We start from the raw sequence: 14,528 nt of genomic DNA on the forward strand, positions 1-14,528 counted from the left end.
CAAAAGTTTTCAACAATTTGTTGAAAAGGGGTGAGCATTAGGTGTTTACCCCTTTTTTTGGCTTTAAAATTGACAGTATCATTCTCCCTAACTTAAATAATACGACTATGAATATCAAAGAGTTATTATTAAACGGAAAGAGCTTCTCTGAGCTCTTGAAACAGTTCTCAATTGAGGCCGCTGATGTTAGAATTCAGGACGAAGATGTCATCCTGTCTGACCAGAAAATGAAACACCAGGATGTCGTGAAAGAGAGCATCTGTATTGAAGGGAAAAATAAAGAGGGAATAGTGAACTTCTTCGGAACCCTTCATTATAACTTATTGAGTAAGCTGGCTGTATTTGAAATGCAGGGATTTGAGAAGATTACCGCTCCTCAGGTTTGTTAGGAATCCTTGATTACCTCTTTAATTTCATAATTAAATGTGCCTTTGATTGGGCGTATGGGAGTCTTTTTGTCGTCACTCAGCACTTTCACATAGCAGGCGCCAAAATAGAAAATGAAAGAAGAATAAAATACAAACAGCATAATCAGGACAATAGAGCCTGAAGTCCCATAAATATTGCCTATCCCGCTCAGGGGTAACATAATCTTTAAAATATACTTTCCTGCAGTAAATAAGATCCCGGTCAGGATGCCACCGTGGATGGCTGATTTCCAGGTTGGGCGGCCATTGGTCAGAAAGCGGAACAGAACAGAGAACCAGACCGTCACGATCACAACAAACAGCGCCTGATTTAAAATAGATAGAAAGAATTTTCCGAAAGTAGGGGCTGCATTATTGATATAAACTCCAATGATGGCCTGAACGCTATCGGTCAGCAGTCCAACGAAAAACAAGAGACCTGCCAGTAGAATGATCACGAAAGAACGGGCACGGAGTTTCATGTTAAAATAGAAACCTGGTTTTCCTTTGACTCCGATAGACCAGATCTGGTCCATGGAATTCTTGATCACCGCAAAGAGGGTGGTGGCCACAAAGATGAAAAAGATAAAACTCAGTATGGTTGCGTACCACTCATGCTTTATTCCCCTTATATTTCTCAGGGTTTGCCGGATCTGCAGGGTACTGCTGTCGTCCAGCACACTGCCTAAGCGCTCAAACAGGTGGTTTACCAGGGTTTTCCGATCCATAAAGAAACCAAACAGGCGGATCAGGATAATGAGGATAGGAGGGATGGCGAAATTGGCAAAAAAAGCAGTTGCCCCTGCAAGACGTAAAGGATCGTTCTTTTTGAACAATTTAAACGCCGTACTGAAGCGTGTACAAAATAAAGAGATTCTGCTGATGCTGTTAATTTCCATTCCCCCGGATTGCCTGAGGCCCGAAAATAGCTAAATTTTTTAAATCGGAGGGGGATGTCACGTAAAAAAGCCAGTACTGTTTCCAGACTGGCTTCGTTTTATGAATAATAATGGTCAGTTTTTTATAAGTTTCCTCTCAGTTCCTGCTCACGCTCCAATGATTCGAATAAGGCTTTGAAATTACCTGCTCCAAATGATTGTGCTCCTTTTCTCTGGATGATCTCAAAGAATAACGTCGGACGGTCCTCTACCGGTTTGGTGAAGATCTGTAACAGATAACCTTCTTCATCACAATCCACCAGGATGCCCAGCTCTTTTAATTGCGCAATCTCCTCATCAATTTCGCCTACTCGCGTTGGCATCATATTGTAATAGGCTTCAGGGGGTGCACTTAAAAACTCAACCCCTCGAGATTTTAAGTCCTTTACAGTAGCCAAAATATCTTTTGTTGCCACTGCAATGTGTTGCACCCCTTCGCCTTCATAAAACTCTAAATATTCTTCGATCTGCGATTTTTTCTTTCCTTCGGCAGGTTCGTTGATCGGGAATTTTGAAAAACCATTCCCATTGCTCATTACCTTGCTCATCAGGGCCGAATATTCGGTATTGATCTGCTTGTCATCAAAAGAAAGAATGTTCACAAAGCCCATCACTTCCTCATACCATTTCACGGTATCGTTCATCCTGTTCCAGCCCACATTTCCCACACAATGGTCAATGTATAAAAGACCTGTTTCTGTTGGGTTGTAATCGCTTTTCATCTCCGTAAAGCCGGGCATGAAAGTACCGGTGTAGTTTTTACGCTCAATAAACATGTGGATGGTCTCGCCATAAGTATAAATACCGGACATCTTCACTTCTCCATGTTCATCAGTTTTGGTAACCGGCTCCATATAAGGTTTTGCACCACGTTTAGTGGTTTCGTCAAATGCGCTGTAGGCATCGTCCACCCAAAGGGCAAGAACTTTTACCCCATCACCATGTTTTTTCACATGTTCTGCAATCGGGCTGTCAGATTTCATGGCAGTAGTCAGTACCAGTCTGATTTTTCCTTGTTGTAAAACATAAGAAGCGCGGTCGCGAACTCCTGTTTCTGGTCCTGCATAAGCTACGGACTGAAAACCAAATGCTGTTTTATAATAATGTGCAGCCTGTTTTGCATTTCCTACATAGAATTCTATGTAATCCGTTCCGTTAATCGGAAGGAAATCAGGTGCTTTAGCAATCTTTTCTGCAAATGTTTGTGTACTCATGATTAAATGTTTTTTATTACGCTTTTATCTGGTTATTCTACGTTTTTATCTGACTATTCTACGTTGTGCTGCCAGCTTTTGTGGTAGCTTTCATCTTCAATGTTAATGGCATCTTCGGTCAGCATTAACGGACGGAAAGGGTCGATCATTACGGCCAGCTCCTGTGTGCTTTCCTTACCGATTGATTTTTCTACTGTTCCAGGGTGCGGTCCATGAGGAATACCACCCGGATGTAAGGTGATTTGTCCTTTTACCACACTTTTTCTGCTCATAAAATCACCATCTACATAATACAATACCTCGTCACTGTCCACATTGCTATGGTTGTAAGGTGCCGGAATGGAAAGTGGGTGATAATCGTATTTACGTGGAACGAAGGAACAGATCACGAAGTTATGCCCTTCAAAGGTCTGGTGTACGGGAGGTGGCTGATGCAGGCGGCCTGTAATCGGTTCAAAATCATGGATAGAAAAAGCCCATGGGTAATGGAATCCGTCCCAGCCTACAAAATCAAAAGGATGAGTGCCATAAATATAAGGATACATCAACCCTTGTTTTTTGATCAGGACCTTGAAATCACCTGTTTCATCAATTGTTTCCAGGTCTGTCGGACGTTTAATGTCACGCTCACAATAAGGAGAATGCTCCATTAACTGCCCGTATTCATTCCTGTAACGCTTTGGCGTGCGGATCGGACTGAAACTTTCTGTAATAAAAAGCCTGTTTTTCTCATCATCGAACTCCATCTGGTAAATCGTTCCCCTTGGAATCACCAGGTAATCGCCATAAGCAAAACGGATTTTACCAAAGCCTGTTTTTAGTGTTCCTGTGCCTTCATGAATAAAGATCACCTCGTCTGCCTGACTATTTTTATAGAAATAATCGGTCATGGATTTTCTTGGTGCGGCCAGGGAAATGTGAAGGTCACTGTTCACCAGTACCGGTTTCCTGCTTTCCAGGTAATCGTCTTCCGGTTTCACATTGAACCCGATTAAACTGGTATGGCGCAGGTGTTTTTCACGGGCGATTTTTGGCTCTACAGAGTAAGGTTCCCCAAGGGATTTTACGATGGTTGGCGGGTGACAATGGTAAACCAATGAATATAAGCTTGAAAACCCTTCAGTAGAAACTAGTTCTTCTGCGTATAAATTGCCATCTGGTTTTCTAAAAACGGTATGGCGTTTCGCAGGAATGGTTCCTAAGGTATGATAAATAGGCATAGCAGTAGGTTATTTTGGTTAGAATGATATATATTAATAACGATAAAACGCGGAAAACGTTTTATAAAAGTAGCGGGAAAAGCTAAATGGAGTATTGAGCAAAAATGATCTTCGAAAGCATCGCATACCGGAAGTCGGCCAATGCTTGTCTGGCTACCTGATTCTGATATGTGAGGTGTTGTATCATTTTGTTTGCGTCAGCTAAATTAATGAAATAATCTAGTAATGAACAAACAATAAAAGAGATTTAATGGAGAAAATTTTTTTATACCCATCGTTGCTGTATTTTTATATAGCTTTGAACAACTACATAAAAAACTGAGCATATGAAGCTGGTATCCTATAAAACAGAAGACAGAGAACACCTGGGTGTTTTTGTAAACGGACATATTTATAATCTGAACTCGTGCGACAAGCAATTGCCGGATGAGATGAATGCTTTCTTAGCGGGCGGAGAGGAACTGATGGATCGTGCAAAAAAGATTGATGCACAAATTAAGTCGGGTGCGATTGAACCTAAAGAGGAAGCTTTCTACGAACTCCTTGCTCCGGTGCCACATCCAACCTCCTGCAGAGACGGATACGCCTTCCGTCAGCATGTAGCTGCAGCAAGAAGAAACCGTAAGGTAGATATGATCGCTGAGTTCGATCAGTATCCCATCTTCTATTTTACCAACCATAATGCCATTCAGGGCCCGGGAGAGATCGAATGTATGCCCGATCATTTCCAAAAGCTTGATTTTGAACTGGAAGTAGCCATTGTGATCGGTAAAAAAGGAAGAAATATTACTGCTGCGGAAGCAGACGGTTATATCGCTGGTTATATGGTGATGAACGACATGAGTGCAAGAACCCTGCAAATGGAGGAAATGCTGTTGAACTTAGGCCCGGCAAAAGGAAAGGACTTCTCTACCGTAATCGGCCCATGGCTGGTTACTCCCGATGAGCTTGAACAATATAAAGTATCGGCTAAACCCGGCCATACCGGAAATGCATACGACCTTAAAATGACCTGTACTGTAAATGGCGTGGAAGTATCGGCCGGAAATATGGCAGATATGGACTGGACCTTTGCAGAGATTGTAGAGCGTTGCGCTTATGGTGTCGACATTCTGCCTGGTGATGTGATTGGCTCAGGTACGGTAGGCACAGGATGCTTCCTGGAACTAAACGGAACCGGTCTATTGAACAATCCTGATTTTAAACCACAGTGGTTGCAGGATGGCGATGTGGTCGAGATGGAAGTGACCGGCCTCGGACATTTAAGTAATATCATTAAAAAAGTGGATACAGATTTCTCTATCCTTGCTTTAAAGAAAAAATAAAACCATCCCCGTAAGGAGTACCGCTCTTTACGGGGTAAATTATCGGGTTAAAAAATTACAATTAGCCCCAAACTTCGGGCTAAAACAAAAGACTATGCTGACGATTGACGTAACCACACAAACTCCTGCCCAGTTGCAGAACTACTTGCAATATGCAATTGCACCAAGGCCCATCTGCTTTGCGACCACAATTGATAAGGATGGAAACATCAATTTAAGCCCATTTAGCTTTTTCAATATGTTCAGTACCAATCCTCCGCTGTGTATCTTTTCACCTGCAAGGAGGGTGCGCGACAATACCACTAAACATACGCTGGAAAATGTGCTGGAAGTAAAGGAATGTGTGATCAATATTGTCAACTATCCGATGGTTCAGCAAATGAGCCTGGCCAGTACAGAATATGCAAAGGGAGTGAATGAATTTGAGAAGTCGGGTTTTACCATGCTGCCTTCTCAATTGGTGAAACCACCAAGAGTAGCCGAAGCGCCTGTTCAGATGGAATGTACCATCAGGGAAGTGATCCATCTTGGAGAAAATCCGGGTGCAGGAAACCTGATCCTTGCTGAGGTAAAACTGATCCATATTAAAGAAGAAATCCTGGATGCAGATGGTAAGATCGACCAGGCGAAGATTGATCTTGTGGCGCGTTTGGGTGGAGACTGGTATTGCCGGGTAACCCCCGAAAACCTGTTCAAGGTTGCAAAACCTTTAACGACATTGGGAATAGGAGTGGATGCTTTGCCTTCGGCAGTAAGAAATTCCTATGTATTGAGTGGAAATGACCTTGGCATGCTTGGAAATGTAGAGCACTTGCCTTCAGCCGAGGAAATCGATGCCATTATGCATCATGCTGCCGTAAAAGAAGTCCTGGATGCCACCATTGGCGATGCAGGCAACCGCGAGCGCGAACTCCATGAGCTGGCCAAACAATGGTTGAAAGAAGGGAATGTGAATGAAGCGCTAAAAGTGGTTTTGCTATAGCGCTAAATCGAGCTATTCTAAAATACTAACCAGTTTCATGAACCGCTTTTTATAAAAGCCATCATTTAAGCTCGTTACGGTCACTCCTTTGGCATGGCCTGAAGAAGAGTGGATGAATTTGATCTCATCTCCCTCAACAGCGTAGACAATACCCACATGACCTACACGACGAACCCTGCTATTGCTACCTGTAAACAGGATCACATCACCCACCTGTGCATCTTCCAGTTTTTTAGCTTCGCCTTTAGCCGCAAACTCCCTGGAAGAACGGGGAACGTTAAAACCGAATTTCTGAAACACATAACTCACAAAACCAGAACAATCAAAACCTCTTTTGGGATTGCTGGAAGCATAACGGTAAGGAATACCGATCATGGTTTTCGCATATTCCATCACCAGGTTCATGGATTTTGGTTTATCAGCAGGTAATGCAGGAGTAGTTTCTATGATTTTGGAAAGCAGTTCCTGATATTGAACGGCTACCGTGTTTTGCGCTTTTGCTGCAAAAACACTAACGGAAAGAAATAGGGATAGAATTATGCTTTTCTTCATATTATAGGGCTAAAGATATTAAAATATCCTTAGCCTGTTTATAATGTTGATAACTTGATGATTAAGGGGTGGTTACGGCTACAGGAAGCACTTTTCCATTAAAAAACTTATGTCCTGTCCTTGCAAAATCCGCTACATATTTCCCCATTTCGAAAGCCATTACCGGCGATTGATAACCAGGAAATGCCAGTTCCAGCATTTCTGTCTGCGCAGAACCCAGGGCCAGGCAATTGATTTTTATGCCGGTTTCAGCCAGCTCAAAAGCCAGACATTCCGTCAAGGTGTGCAACGCACTTTTGCTGGAAGAGTAGGCCGCAAGGCCAGGGAATTTAACACTGCCCTGAAAACCTCCCATACTGCCAATATTCACAATATGGCTCCCTGAACCCATTAAAGGAAGCAGGTTCTGGATCATATTAAAATGTCCAACCACATTGCTTTCAAACATCTGGTATAAATCGGCTGCACCGGTTTCCAGAAAAGGTTTGTTGACCAATGCCCCTGCATTGTTGATCAGGATATCTACCGTACCTAATCTTTCTTTTAAGAAAGGAATCAGTGCGGCATAATCATCATTTACAATGTCAAATTCTACAGGAAGTAATACGCAATCCGGATTGATTCCTTTTGCGATTTCCAGTAATTTACGCAGTTTGTCCGCAGAGCGGGCAATACATACGATTTTGTTGTCTTTATTCAGTGCAAATTCCAGGGCGGCTTCAAAGCCTATTCCACTGCTTGCACCTGTCAGTACTATATTCATCTAATCTTCTTCAGTAATCAATTGGCTCACCGGGTTTTCAATCACATGTAAACCATCTGTGATTAATTTACGGTGATCTGCTTCATTGGCAGCCTTTAGTTCCAGGTATACCCGAAGTTCTTTTTCAAGTTCAGTATCCAGTTTTTTATGGTAAATGATTTCCAGGATCTCTAAAGCAGCAAGCCAGTCGTAACGGTGTTCTGTCTTTAGTTCTTCAAATAAGGCAATACACTGTTCGTAATCTCTTTTTTCCTGTCTGATCGTACGGATCGCTTTATAAATGGCATGGAGCTTTTGAGTTTTCTCATCATAACAAACTTTATGCGTCTGTTTATCACTAATGTGAGTGACTTCTTCGTAAGCATCTTTATCTGCTGCACCATTAAATACAGAAACTACTTTTTCTCCTATGGCCATGTCATAAGTGCCCCATTCCGGTTGGAAAAGCACATTGCCATTACTTTCTTTAACCGTACAACCTTCAAAAGCGATCAGTATGGTTTTACCACCATGCTGGAGAATTTCCTTTACCGTTCCTGTCAGGTGAATCCCGCTGTCAAAAGTCAGGTCTGCAGCTTTCCCTGTGGCAATGCCCAGGTCCTGAAGTTCAGCAAGACTCTGGTTTTCCAGTACGATGCCATTTAAGCGGCCAACGGGAGAGGAGAAGCCATCTTTATGGTAAAGTTTACCATGTCCTTCCAGTTGTTTGCCCTCTACTGCCAGGGCTGATGGTCCTGTGGTTTTGATAAAAGTAAGCTCATCATCCCCATTCATGCCCATATCGCTGAAAACACCGGTCACCTGTAAGCCGGAACTGTATACCGCTGTTGCCGGATTTTTACATTCAATGGCTTTTGCCAGGCTTTCTGCACCACCGCGTCTGAAGGCCATGGTATCTGCAAAAGATTCTAAAACGTCAATCAGGTTTTGAAAGGTCTCTGTCACAAATAGTTGTGGTTGCGGTTTGGTGATGTCGTACTGTGCATTGATCGCATCTATGGTATACCATTTTTTTACCACATCATCTTTCATGCAGCTGGAACTTTCTCCGATAGAAGAAAGCAGGCCTGCGCCATAAATTTTAGGTTCTTCCAGTGTACCGATCAGGCCGTATTCTACGGTCCACCAATGCAGACGGCCCAATAATGCCATTTCAGAAGGTTCGCCCATATTCTCGGCTACGATCTGTAAGTGCTTTTCTGCTTTTGCAATTTCCTGTTCAGGTGCATCCGCAGATTCTTTCAGGATAGAAAGGTTGCGGATGGCCTCGTAAAGCTCAAAATCTTTTGAAGAGAACATCGCTTTAGCACCTATAGAGCCAAAATAGCTCAGGTAACTGTTGTAGTCTTCATCCGCAATAATCGGTGCGTGTCCTGCCGACTCATGGATGATATCCGGAGCCGGTGTATATTCAATATGGTTGATCTGACGGATATCTGCCGCAATCACCAATACTTTGTAAGCCTGGTATTCCATGAATGCTGCAGGAGGGATAAATCCGTCTACGGTAACCGCACCCCAGCCTATTTTGCCGAGGTTATCATTCATGGTTTGTAAATTTGGGATATACTCTATACTCAGACCTGCACGTTGCAAGCCTTTGATATAAGGATAATACGCTACATGTTTCAGGTAGCTGTAGTTCTGGCGCATTACATAGCGCCAAACAGCCTGATCGATTGGCGTATATTTTTCGTAATGCTGCTCTACAATAAATTGCCTTAAATGCTTTGGAAGCTTAGCTACTTGTGGATTGTTAAAGTCATTAAAATCACTCATTACGTGTGTTGTTTAGTATCGAGCCTAATATAAGAAAATCTATCCCTTCCCCTAAAAAAACAGAGGTAGATTTGATAAAAATAACGGTAAACAGACAAGTTGTATTATTTTCTGACTTTAAATGTAAAGTACTTCTGGGAAAAATAACTGAACACGGTGAGCACCGTTGTGATGATGATTTTTGAAATTGTCGGATAAAAACCAAAGGCTTCGACCAGGACTTTCAGCATGGCAAGATTCAGCAGGATATTGGTGGTAAAGACAGAAGCATAACGGAACAACTGGATTCTCCCTTTCAGATTGGATTTTGTGAATATCAGGTATTTATTGAGGATAAAACCAATACAAAAGGTAATTAGAGATTCAATAGCCAATGCAGCAACGGGAGCCGTAATTAGCCGGGGCAGGTAAGGCAGGGATAATTGGACATCCTTCTGTTGTAATATCCAGTTATAGGCGATATAGTACACCACAATTCCGGAAGCTGCAGTTGTCCCCCCTGATACCAGATACCGGAACGTATGCAAGGATAACCAGCGGGAAAAAGGAGGATAAAAGAAATCTATTAATCTTAATAATGCTTTGCGCATGCCTATTTGTAGGTTAATTTATTCTCTATCATCCTGTTGTTGTATTGCTGCTTGAAGGCTTTTAAGTTCTTTTCGAGTTTTTCTGCAATCAAGGGTTCTGTCTTTAGAATATTGTGTTGAACCAGGCGGTCTGTTTTTAAATTATACAAGGCCAGGTTTTCCTTTCCGTCATTGACCAGGTAATAGTCGCCCATATAAAAATTGAAAGTACCGTCATTATTGTTCACCACAAAGTTATCCGTTTTTTTATCAAATGCATCAAAACCGAAAGAGAAATACGGTTTATCATAATGCAGGTAGTTCAATACGGTAGGCATGATGTCCAGCTGCTGAACGAGTCGGTCTGCTTTTCCTTTTAGCTCTCCTCCCGGACGGTAGAACAGGATTGGTATAGAGAAATATCCCGGAGTATTCTGGTATTCAGGCAAGTAAGATACTGTCGCATGGTCTGCACAGAGCACAAACAGCGTGTTTTTATACCATGGCATTTTTGCGGCTTTGTTGAAGAAATTGCGCAGGGCCATGTCGGTATAACCCAGGGGTTCCTGTACAGGAAGCGGCCCTTTGGGAAATTTGCCCTTATATTCATCCGGAACACGAAAAGGATGATGAGAAGATAAAGAGAAGAAACTGGCAAAGAACGGTTGTTTTAAGGTATTGATCTCATCGGCCATAAACTGCATAAAAGGATCATCCCATATCCCCCAGGTACCGTCAGAGTCTCCCTTTTTCTGGTACTCATTTTCTCCGAAATATTTTTTAATCCCCGCAAGGTGGGTATAGGAAGAGAAACCCATAGAACCATTTGGTGCGCCATGAAAAAATGCAGTCTCATAACCCTTCTCTCCTAAAAGCTGGGCAACACTCGTCGTTTTATTGCTGGAATAAATGGAAAGTACGAATGGCTCATTGATAGAAGGGATTCCGGTAATGACCGAAGGCAGGGCATCAATGGATTTACGTCCATTGGCAAAGGTATGGCTAAAAGTAAAGCTTTCGCTAACCAAAGAATCCAGGAAAGGGGTATAGCCCTTATATGTGCCATTCAATACATCTTTGTTGAGGCTGCCCACATGTTCCTTGCCGAGACTTTCAATAATCAAAAAGACGACATTTAAATTTTTGAAATTACCGGTATCTACCGGCTGATGAATAGGCGTATAAATGGAATTCAACGTTTGTTCATCATAATAATTTAAAGGTTTTAACTTGCTTACCTTAAGGGTTCTGATAATTGCGAAAGGCGTATTGAGCACCAGGGCCATTTGATCCGGAGTATCTACAAATTCACCGGCATTGCTGAGTGTGATTGGCCTTGTGCCAAAGCCCCATCCGCCACGGACACCTGTAAGGCACATTAAAGCAATGGCAACCATCAATACGGTATGTAAAAGATAGACCGGCCATGTAAATTTCACGGTTTTTTTAACCTTCACCAATTGATAGAGCTTGCTAAAACCCCAGATGAATACTGCAAGAAGAACCAGCAGGTACCAGTAATCTCTTAAGAAGTCCCCGAACAACTTCATCTTATTCTGCTCATTACTGAACTGGCCGAATACGGTTGCCGTAGTTCTCTTTAGGGTGAATTTATAATAGACGAAATCAATCAGGTTGGCGATGATACCGATGCTGTTACTGATCAGGAACAGCCACTTGCAGAACTTTTGAAAGCCTTCATTATAGCGAAAAGGGAAGGGGATCACATGCAATAGGATGTAAATGATATTGATGTAAATTAAGGCAGAAGTATCAAACTTTAGTCCACCCCAAAGGATATACAGGTATTTGGGAAGCGTGATGTTTTGAAAAAGACCCTGATTAAAAATATAAAAGCCAATTCTACAAAGGGTATATAGGAACAGCAATATTAAGAAGCGGTAGGCCAGTACCAGATATAGGTTCAGCCCTGTAGTATCTTTTATTTTCAAAGTTTTCATTTTAGCACCGCAAATTTAGGTATTGATAACGATTTATTGATGATTAATTAATATGCGGAATGTATATGAGTTAAAGCGGAGATGCGGGAAGAAAACAAAAGGGCTATTTCCTCTTGAAGAAATAGCCCCCTTTATAATTTTTAAACCGATTGGAATTTACTTAAGAGAAGTAAATGTCTTTGAAGTTCAAGGTTTTTGTCGTGTCAATCCTTCTGTTGAAACGTTCCGGTTTAATCTCAGACAGGGTATCAAAGCCGCAGGCTTCCATTAACTCTATCGTAGCATGAACCGTGTTTTTGTGGAAATTGGCCACCCGGTGTTTTTTATCGGTCACGTCAATTCCTTTAAACAAGCTCTTATCCTGAGTGGCGATACCTACCGGACATTTACCGCTATCGCATTTCAGGGCCTGAATACAACCTAAGGCCATCATCATTCCTCTCGCACTGTAACAGGCATCCGCTCCAAGGGCAACGACCCTCATGATGTCAAATCCGGTGATGATTTTTCCGGAAGCAAGGAGCTTAATGTCATCCCTGAGGCCATATTTCTTAAGTGTAATGTTGACAAAAGCAAGGGCATCCAGTAAAGGCATTCCTACATAATCCGTATATTCAAGAGGTGCTGCTCCTGTTCCACCTTCAGCACCGTCAATGGTAATAAAATCGGGAGAGATCCTGGTCAGCGACATCGCTTCACAGATGTCCACAAATTCCTGTTTGCTTCCGATACATAACTTGAAACCTACTGGTTTACCCCCAGAAAGCTCACGCAGCTGCTGAATAAAGCGCATCAATCCCGTTGCATTAGAGAAGGTACTATGTGCTGGCGGGGATAGAATGGTTGTTCCGGCTACCACATTTCTGATTTCTGCAATTTCAGGAGTGTTTTTCGCGGCAGGTAAAATACCACCATGCCCCGGTTTTGCACCCTGAGATAATTTCAGCTCAATCATTCTTACATATTCTCTTTTGGAGTTTTTCTGGAATAGCGCAGGGTCAAACTTTCCTTCTGCATCTCTGCATCCGAAATATCCTGTACCTACCTGCCAGATCAGATCGCCGCCACCTTTAACGTGATATGGACTGATTCCTCCTTCTCCGGTATTGTGGGCAAACTTATTGAGACTGGCCCCATTGCTTAAAGACTGGATGGCCGTTTTACTTAAAGCACCAAAGCTCATTGCGCCGATGTTCAGGATGCTCAGGTCGTAAGGTTGCAGACAATGCTGTCCGCCAACTTTTACCCTCAGGTCCATATTGGCTAATTTTTTAGGGTAAATGCTATGAGAAACCCATTCGTATCCTTCCTGATATGGATCTACCTGCATCCCGAAGGCTACAGTTTCTCTTTCATTTTTTGCTCTTTGATATACAATAGAGCGCTGGCGACGGTTGAAAGGTTTTCCATCCAATTCCGATTCGAAGAAATACTGACGCATCTCCGGACGGATCGATTCAAAGAAATAACGTAAGCGGCCAATCACCGGATAATTGCGTAATACAGCATGTTTCGACTGAAATCGGTCGTAAGCCAGTGCGGTGACCAGAATAATTGGCAAGGCAACCAATAGGTAGAACGCAGATTTCTGATAAAATGCGTTTACGATTAAAGCAACAATGCCTAGTAAGGCGATCCAAAGAAATACTGTTCCAAGTAAGGAACGAAGTTCTTTTTGTTTCATAAATTGAGAATAAATAAAAGAAAAATGATCAGACTGACAGGAATAATGAATGAATGGTCATCAGCCTTCAGTATGATTTAAATGGTGATTTTGATAAATGAACGGGCCCCTGAATCAAAAATCTTATGGTGAAAGATTCGGGGCGGAGAGAATAAAGTCCCGACAGGTACTCTGAAAAACAAAGCCAAAGGCATAGTTGTCTCTTACATATCTTCGGAAACGCCTGTATACAGTTATGTATTTACCCTCACTTGCTTTCATCGGGCAAAGCTCGGCACCTTTTTCATCAATTCAAAGCAATTCCAGGTTATTTAATTGTAAATAATTATTCGGGCAGGGATACAAAGTCGATTACTGCACAATACCGGTAGCGTTTATGCGGCTGAATGCTCAGGCCTACAGTATTTAGTTTTGAAGAGGTATTGAGGATGAGTTTTCTATGGCCCAGGTTTGCAACCCCCTTGTCGAGCAGTAACATACATACATTTGCGAGGCCGGAAGTAAAGCCGAAAGCCAGGCATTCCCCATTGGATTTATTGGGATATATCTTTCCGATCCGCTGGTTAACCGTACGTCCATCCTTGGAAGTATGTCCTGCAAAATTATTTCTGTTCAGGTCTTTTGCATGTTGTTTTGCCACAATACTTAGCGCTTCATCAGGCCAGAACACAGGTAAATTCTTAACATTTTCCAGGTCCCTGCGTAAACTTTTGTAGTAACTGTCGTTTCTGCTCACTTTTACCTCATCGTAATTTCCATACTGCTGCATCTGGCGGTTATGCAGGTCTACGAATTCCTGAAAATAGGTGTCGAAGAATCTTGCCCCATCCATTCTGGCAAGGTTCAGATAAATGACCATATCCTTTTCTTCAGCAGTGAGGTAATCTGCATCACCCGCTGTGTTTGCCATTCTTAACTCTTCTTTTGTCCAGCTGTCATCAGGATCCCATTGCTGAACAGAACTGGAAGAGAACAGAGGAAGTAAGAGACAAAGGGTAAGTGTGAGTATTTTCATCAGCGCTTTAACGCAAAAAACCGGCCATCTTGTATGGTTTGTATCTTATTATTTAAAGAAGTACAGGATTGCCTGACAAAGAAAAAGGATGTCTTTTGGGGACATCCTTTTCTCTTTTA

Annotated in this window: 13 protein-coding genes; 3 read left to right on the forward strand and 10 right to left on the reverse strand. The window is 42.3% G+C overall.

All coding sequences use genetic code 11. From position 1 onward, the window contains the following. The first annotated feature begins 107 nt into the window (after positions 1-107). Positions 108-389, forward strand: coding sequence for a hypothetical protein (locus BUC20_RS09350; RefSeq protein ID WP_073231750.1), 282 nt, complete (start codon positions 108-110; stop codon positions 387-389). On the opposite strand, the gene BUC20_RS09355 is transcribed toward BUC20_RS09350, so the two are convergent. The 3 genes from BUC20_RS09355 to BUC20_RS09365 form a co-directional block, all read right to left on the reverse strand. Next, entirely contained in the window at positions 386-1,306 is a 921-nt protein-coding gene (locus tag BUC20_RS09355; RefSeq protein ID WP_073230291.1) for a YihY/virulence factor BrkB family protein, read from the reverse strand. The genes BUC20_RS09350 and BUC20_RS09355 overlap by 4 nt on opposite strands. Positions 1,307-1,428: 122 nt before the next feature. Further along, complete coding sequence (gene hppD, locus BUC20_RS09360; protein ID WP_073230293.1) at positions 1,429-2,559, reverse strand: 4-hydroxyphenylpyruvate dioxygenase; 1,131 nt, start codon at positions 2,557-2,559, stop codon at positions 1,429-1,431. 53 nt (positions 2,560-2,612) lie between these two features. After that, positions 2,613-3,779 (reverse strand): homogentisate 1,2-dioxygenase, encoded by a 1,167-nt coding sequence (locus tag BUC20_RS09365; protein WP_073230297.1) that lies wholly within the window; start codon positions 3,777-3,779, stop codon positions 2,613-2,615. A gap of 326 nt (positions 3,780-4,105) precedes the next feature. Between BUC20_RS09365 and BUC20_RS09370 the strand changes: the two genes are divergently transcribed. Both BUC20_RS09370 and BUC20_RS09375 read left to right on the forward strand, forming a co-directional pair. After that, the gene (locus BUC20_RS09370) at positions 4,106-5,104 is read left to right on the forward strand and encodes a fumarylacetoacetate hydrolase family protein (protein ID WP_073230300.1); all 999 of its coding nucleotides are present in this window, start codon (positions 4,106-4,108) and stop codon (positions 5,102-5,104) included. 94 nt (positions 5,105-5,198) lie between these two features. Next, entirely contained in the window at positions 5,199-6,086 is an 888-nt protein-coding gene (locus BUC20_RS09375) for a flavin reductase family protein (RefSeq protein ID WP_073230301.1), read from the forward strand. A gap of 12 nt (positions 6,087-6,098) precedes the next feature. On the opposite strand, the gene BUC20_RS09380 is transcribed toward BUC20_RS09375, so the two are convergent. From BUC20_RS09380 to BUC20_RS09410, 7 genes are all read right to left on the reverse strand, one after another. After that, complete coding sequence (locus BUC20_RS09380; RefSeq protein ID WP_073230303.1) at positions 6,099-6,638, reverse strand: C40 family peptidase; 540 nt, start codon at positions 6,636-6,638, stop codon at positions 6,099-6,101. Between the two features lie 61 nt (positions 6,639-6,699). Beyond that, entirely contained in the window at positions 6,700-7,401 is a 702-nt protein-coding gene (locus BUC20_RS09385) for an SDR family oxidoreductase (RefSeq protein WP_073230306.1), read from the reverse strand. After that, complete coding sequence (locus BUC20_RS09390; RefSeq protein ID WP_073230308.1) at positions 7,402-9,180, reverse strand: aromatic amino acid hydroxylase; 1,779 nt, start codon at positions 9,178-9,180, stop codon at positions 7,402-7,404. It lies immediately after the preceding gene. A 104-nt stretch (positions 9,181-9,284) separates the two neighbouring features. Next, complete coding sequence (locus tag BUC20_RS09395) at positions 9,285-9,770, reverse strand: GtrA family protein (RefSeq protein WP_073230309.1); 486 nt, start codon at positions 9,768-9,770, stop codon at positions 9,285-9,287. A gap of 2 nt (positions 9,771-9,772) precedes the next feature. Continuing rightward, positions 9,773-11,710, reverse strand: coding sequence for an LTA synthase family protein (locus tag BUC20_RS09400; protein WP_073230311.1), 1,938 nt, complete (start codon positions 11,708-11,710; stop codon positions 9,773-9,775). 160 nt (positions 11,711-11,870) lie between these two features. After that, positions 11,871-13,394 (reverse strand): FMN-binding glutamate synthase family protein, encoded by a 1,524-nt coding sequence (locus BUC20_RS09405; protein WP_073230313.1) that lies wholly within the window; start codon positions 13,392-13,394, stop codon positions 11,871-11,873. Between the two features lie 325 nt (positions 13,395-13,719). Beyond that, complete coding sequence (locus tag BUC20_RS09410) at positions 13,720-14,409, reverse strand: CAP domain-containing protein (RefSeq protein WP_073230314.1); 690 nt, start codon at positions 14,407-14,409, stop codon at positions 13,720-13,722. Between the last annotated feature and the right edge of the window lie 119 nt (positions 14,410-14,528).

Source organism: Pedobacter caeni, from assembly GCF_900129215.1.
In the GTDB taxonomy this organism is placed as follows: domain Bacteria; phylum Bacteroidota; class Bacteroidia; order Sphingobacteriales; family Sphingobacteriaceae; genus Pedobacter; species Pedobacter caeni.

What these genes read in the sequence shown, in the direction of transcription:
- BUC20_RS09350 (WP_073231750.1), top strand. Translation starts at nt 108, where the DNA reads ATGAATATCAAAGAGTTATTATTAAACGGAAAGAGCTTCTCTGAGCTC.
- BUC20_RS09355 (WP_073230291.1), bottom strand. Translation starts at nt 1,306, where the DNA reads ATGGAAATTAACAGCATCAGCAGAATCTCTTTATTTTGTACACGCTTC.
- hppD (WP_073230293.1), bottom strand. Translation starts at nt 2,559, where the DNA reads ATGAGTACACAAACATTTGCAGAAAAGATTGCTAAAGCACCTGATTTC.
- BUC20_RS09365 (WP_073230297.1), bottom strand. Translation starts at nt 3,779, where the DNA reads ATGCCTATTTATCATACCTTAGGAACCATTCCTGCGAAACGCCATACC.
- BUC20_RS09370 (WP_073230300.1), top strand. Translation starts at nt 4,106, where the DNA reads ATGAAGCTGGTATCCTATAAAACAGAAGACAGAGAACACCTGGGTGTT.
- BUC20_RS09375 (WP_073230301.1), top strand. Translation starts at nt 5,199, where the DNA reads ATGCTGACGATTGACGTAACCACACAAACTCCTGCCCAGTTGCAGAAC.
- BUC20_RS09380 (WP_073230303.1), bottom strand. Translation starts at nt 6,638, where the DNA reads ATGAAGAAAAGCATAATTCTATCCCTATTTCTTTCCGTTAGTGTTTTT.
- BUC20_RS09385 (WP_073230306.1), bottom strand. Translation starts at nt 7,401, where the DNA reads ATGAATATAGTACTGACAGGTGCAAGCAGTGGAATAGGCTTTGAAGCC.
- BUC20_RS09390 (WP_073230308.1), bottom strand. Translation starts at nt 9,180, where the DNA reads ATGAGTGATTTTAATGACTTTAACAATCCACAAGTAGCTAAGCTTCCA.
- BUC20_RS09395 (WP_073230309.1), bottom strand. Translation starts at nt 9,770, where the DNA reads ATGCGCAAAGCATTATTAAGATTAATAGATTTCTTTTATCCTCCTTTT.
- BUC20_RS09400 (WP_073230311.1), bottom strand. Translation starts at nt 11,710, where the DNA reads ATGAAAACTTTGAAAATAAAAGATACTACAGGGCTGAACCTATATCTG.
- BUC20_RS09405 (WP_073230313.1), bottom strand. Translation starts at nt 13,394, where the DNA reads ATGAAACAAAAAGAACTTCGTTCCTTACTTGGAACAGTATTTCTTTGG.
- BUC20_RS09410 (WP_073230314.1), bottom strand. Translation starts at nt 14,409, where the DNA reads ATGAAAATACTCACACTTACCCTTTGTCTCTTACTTCCTCTGTTCTCT.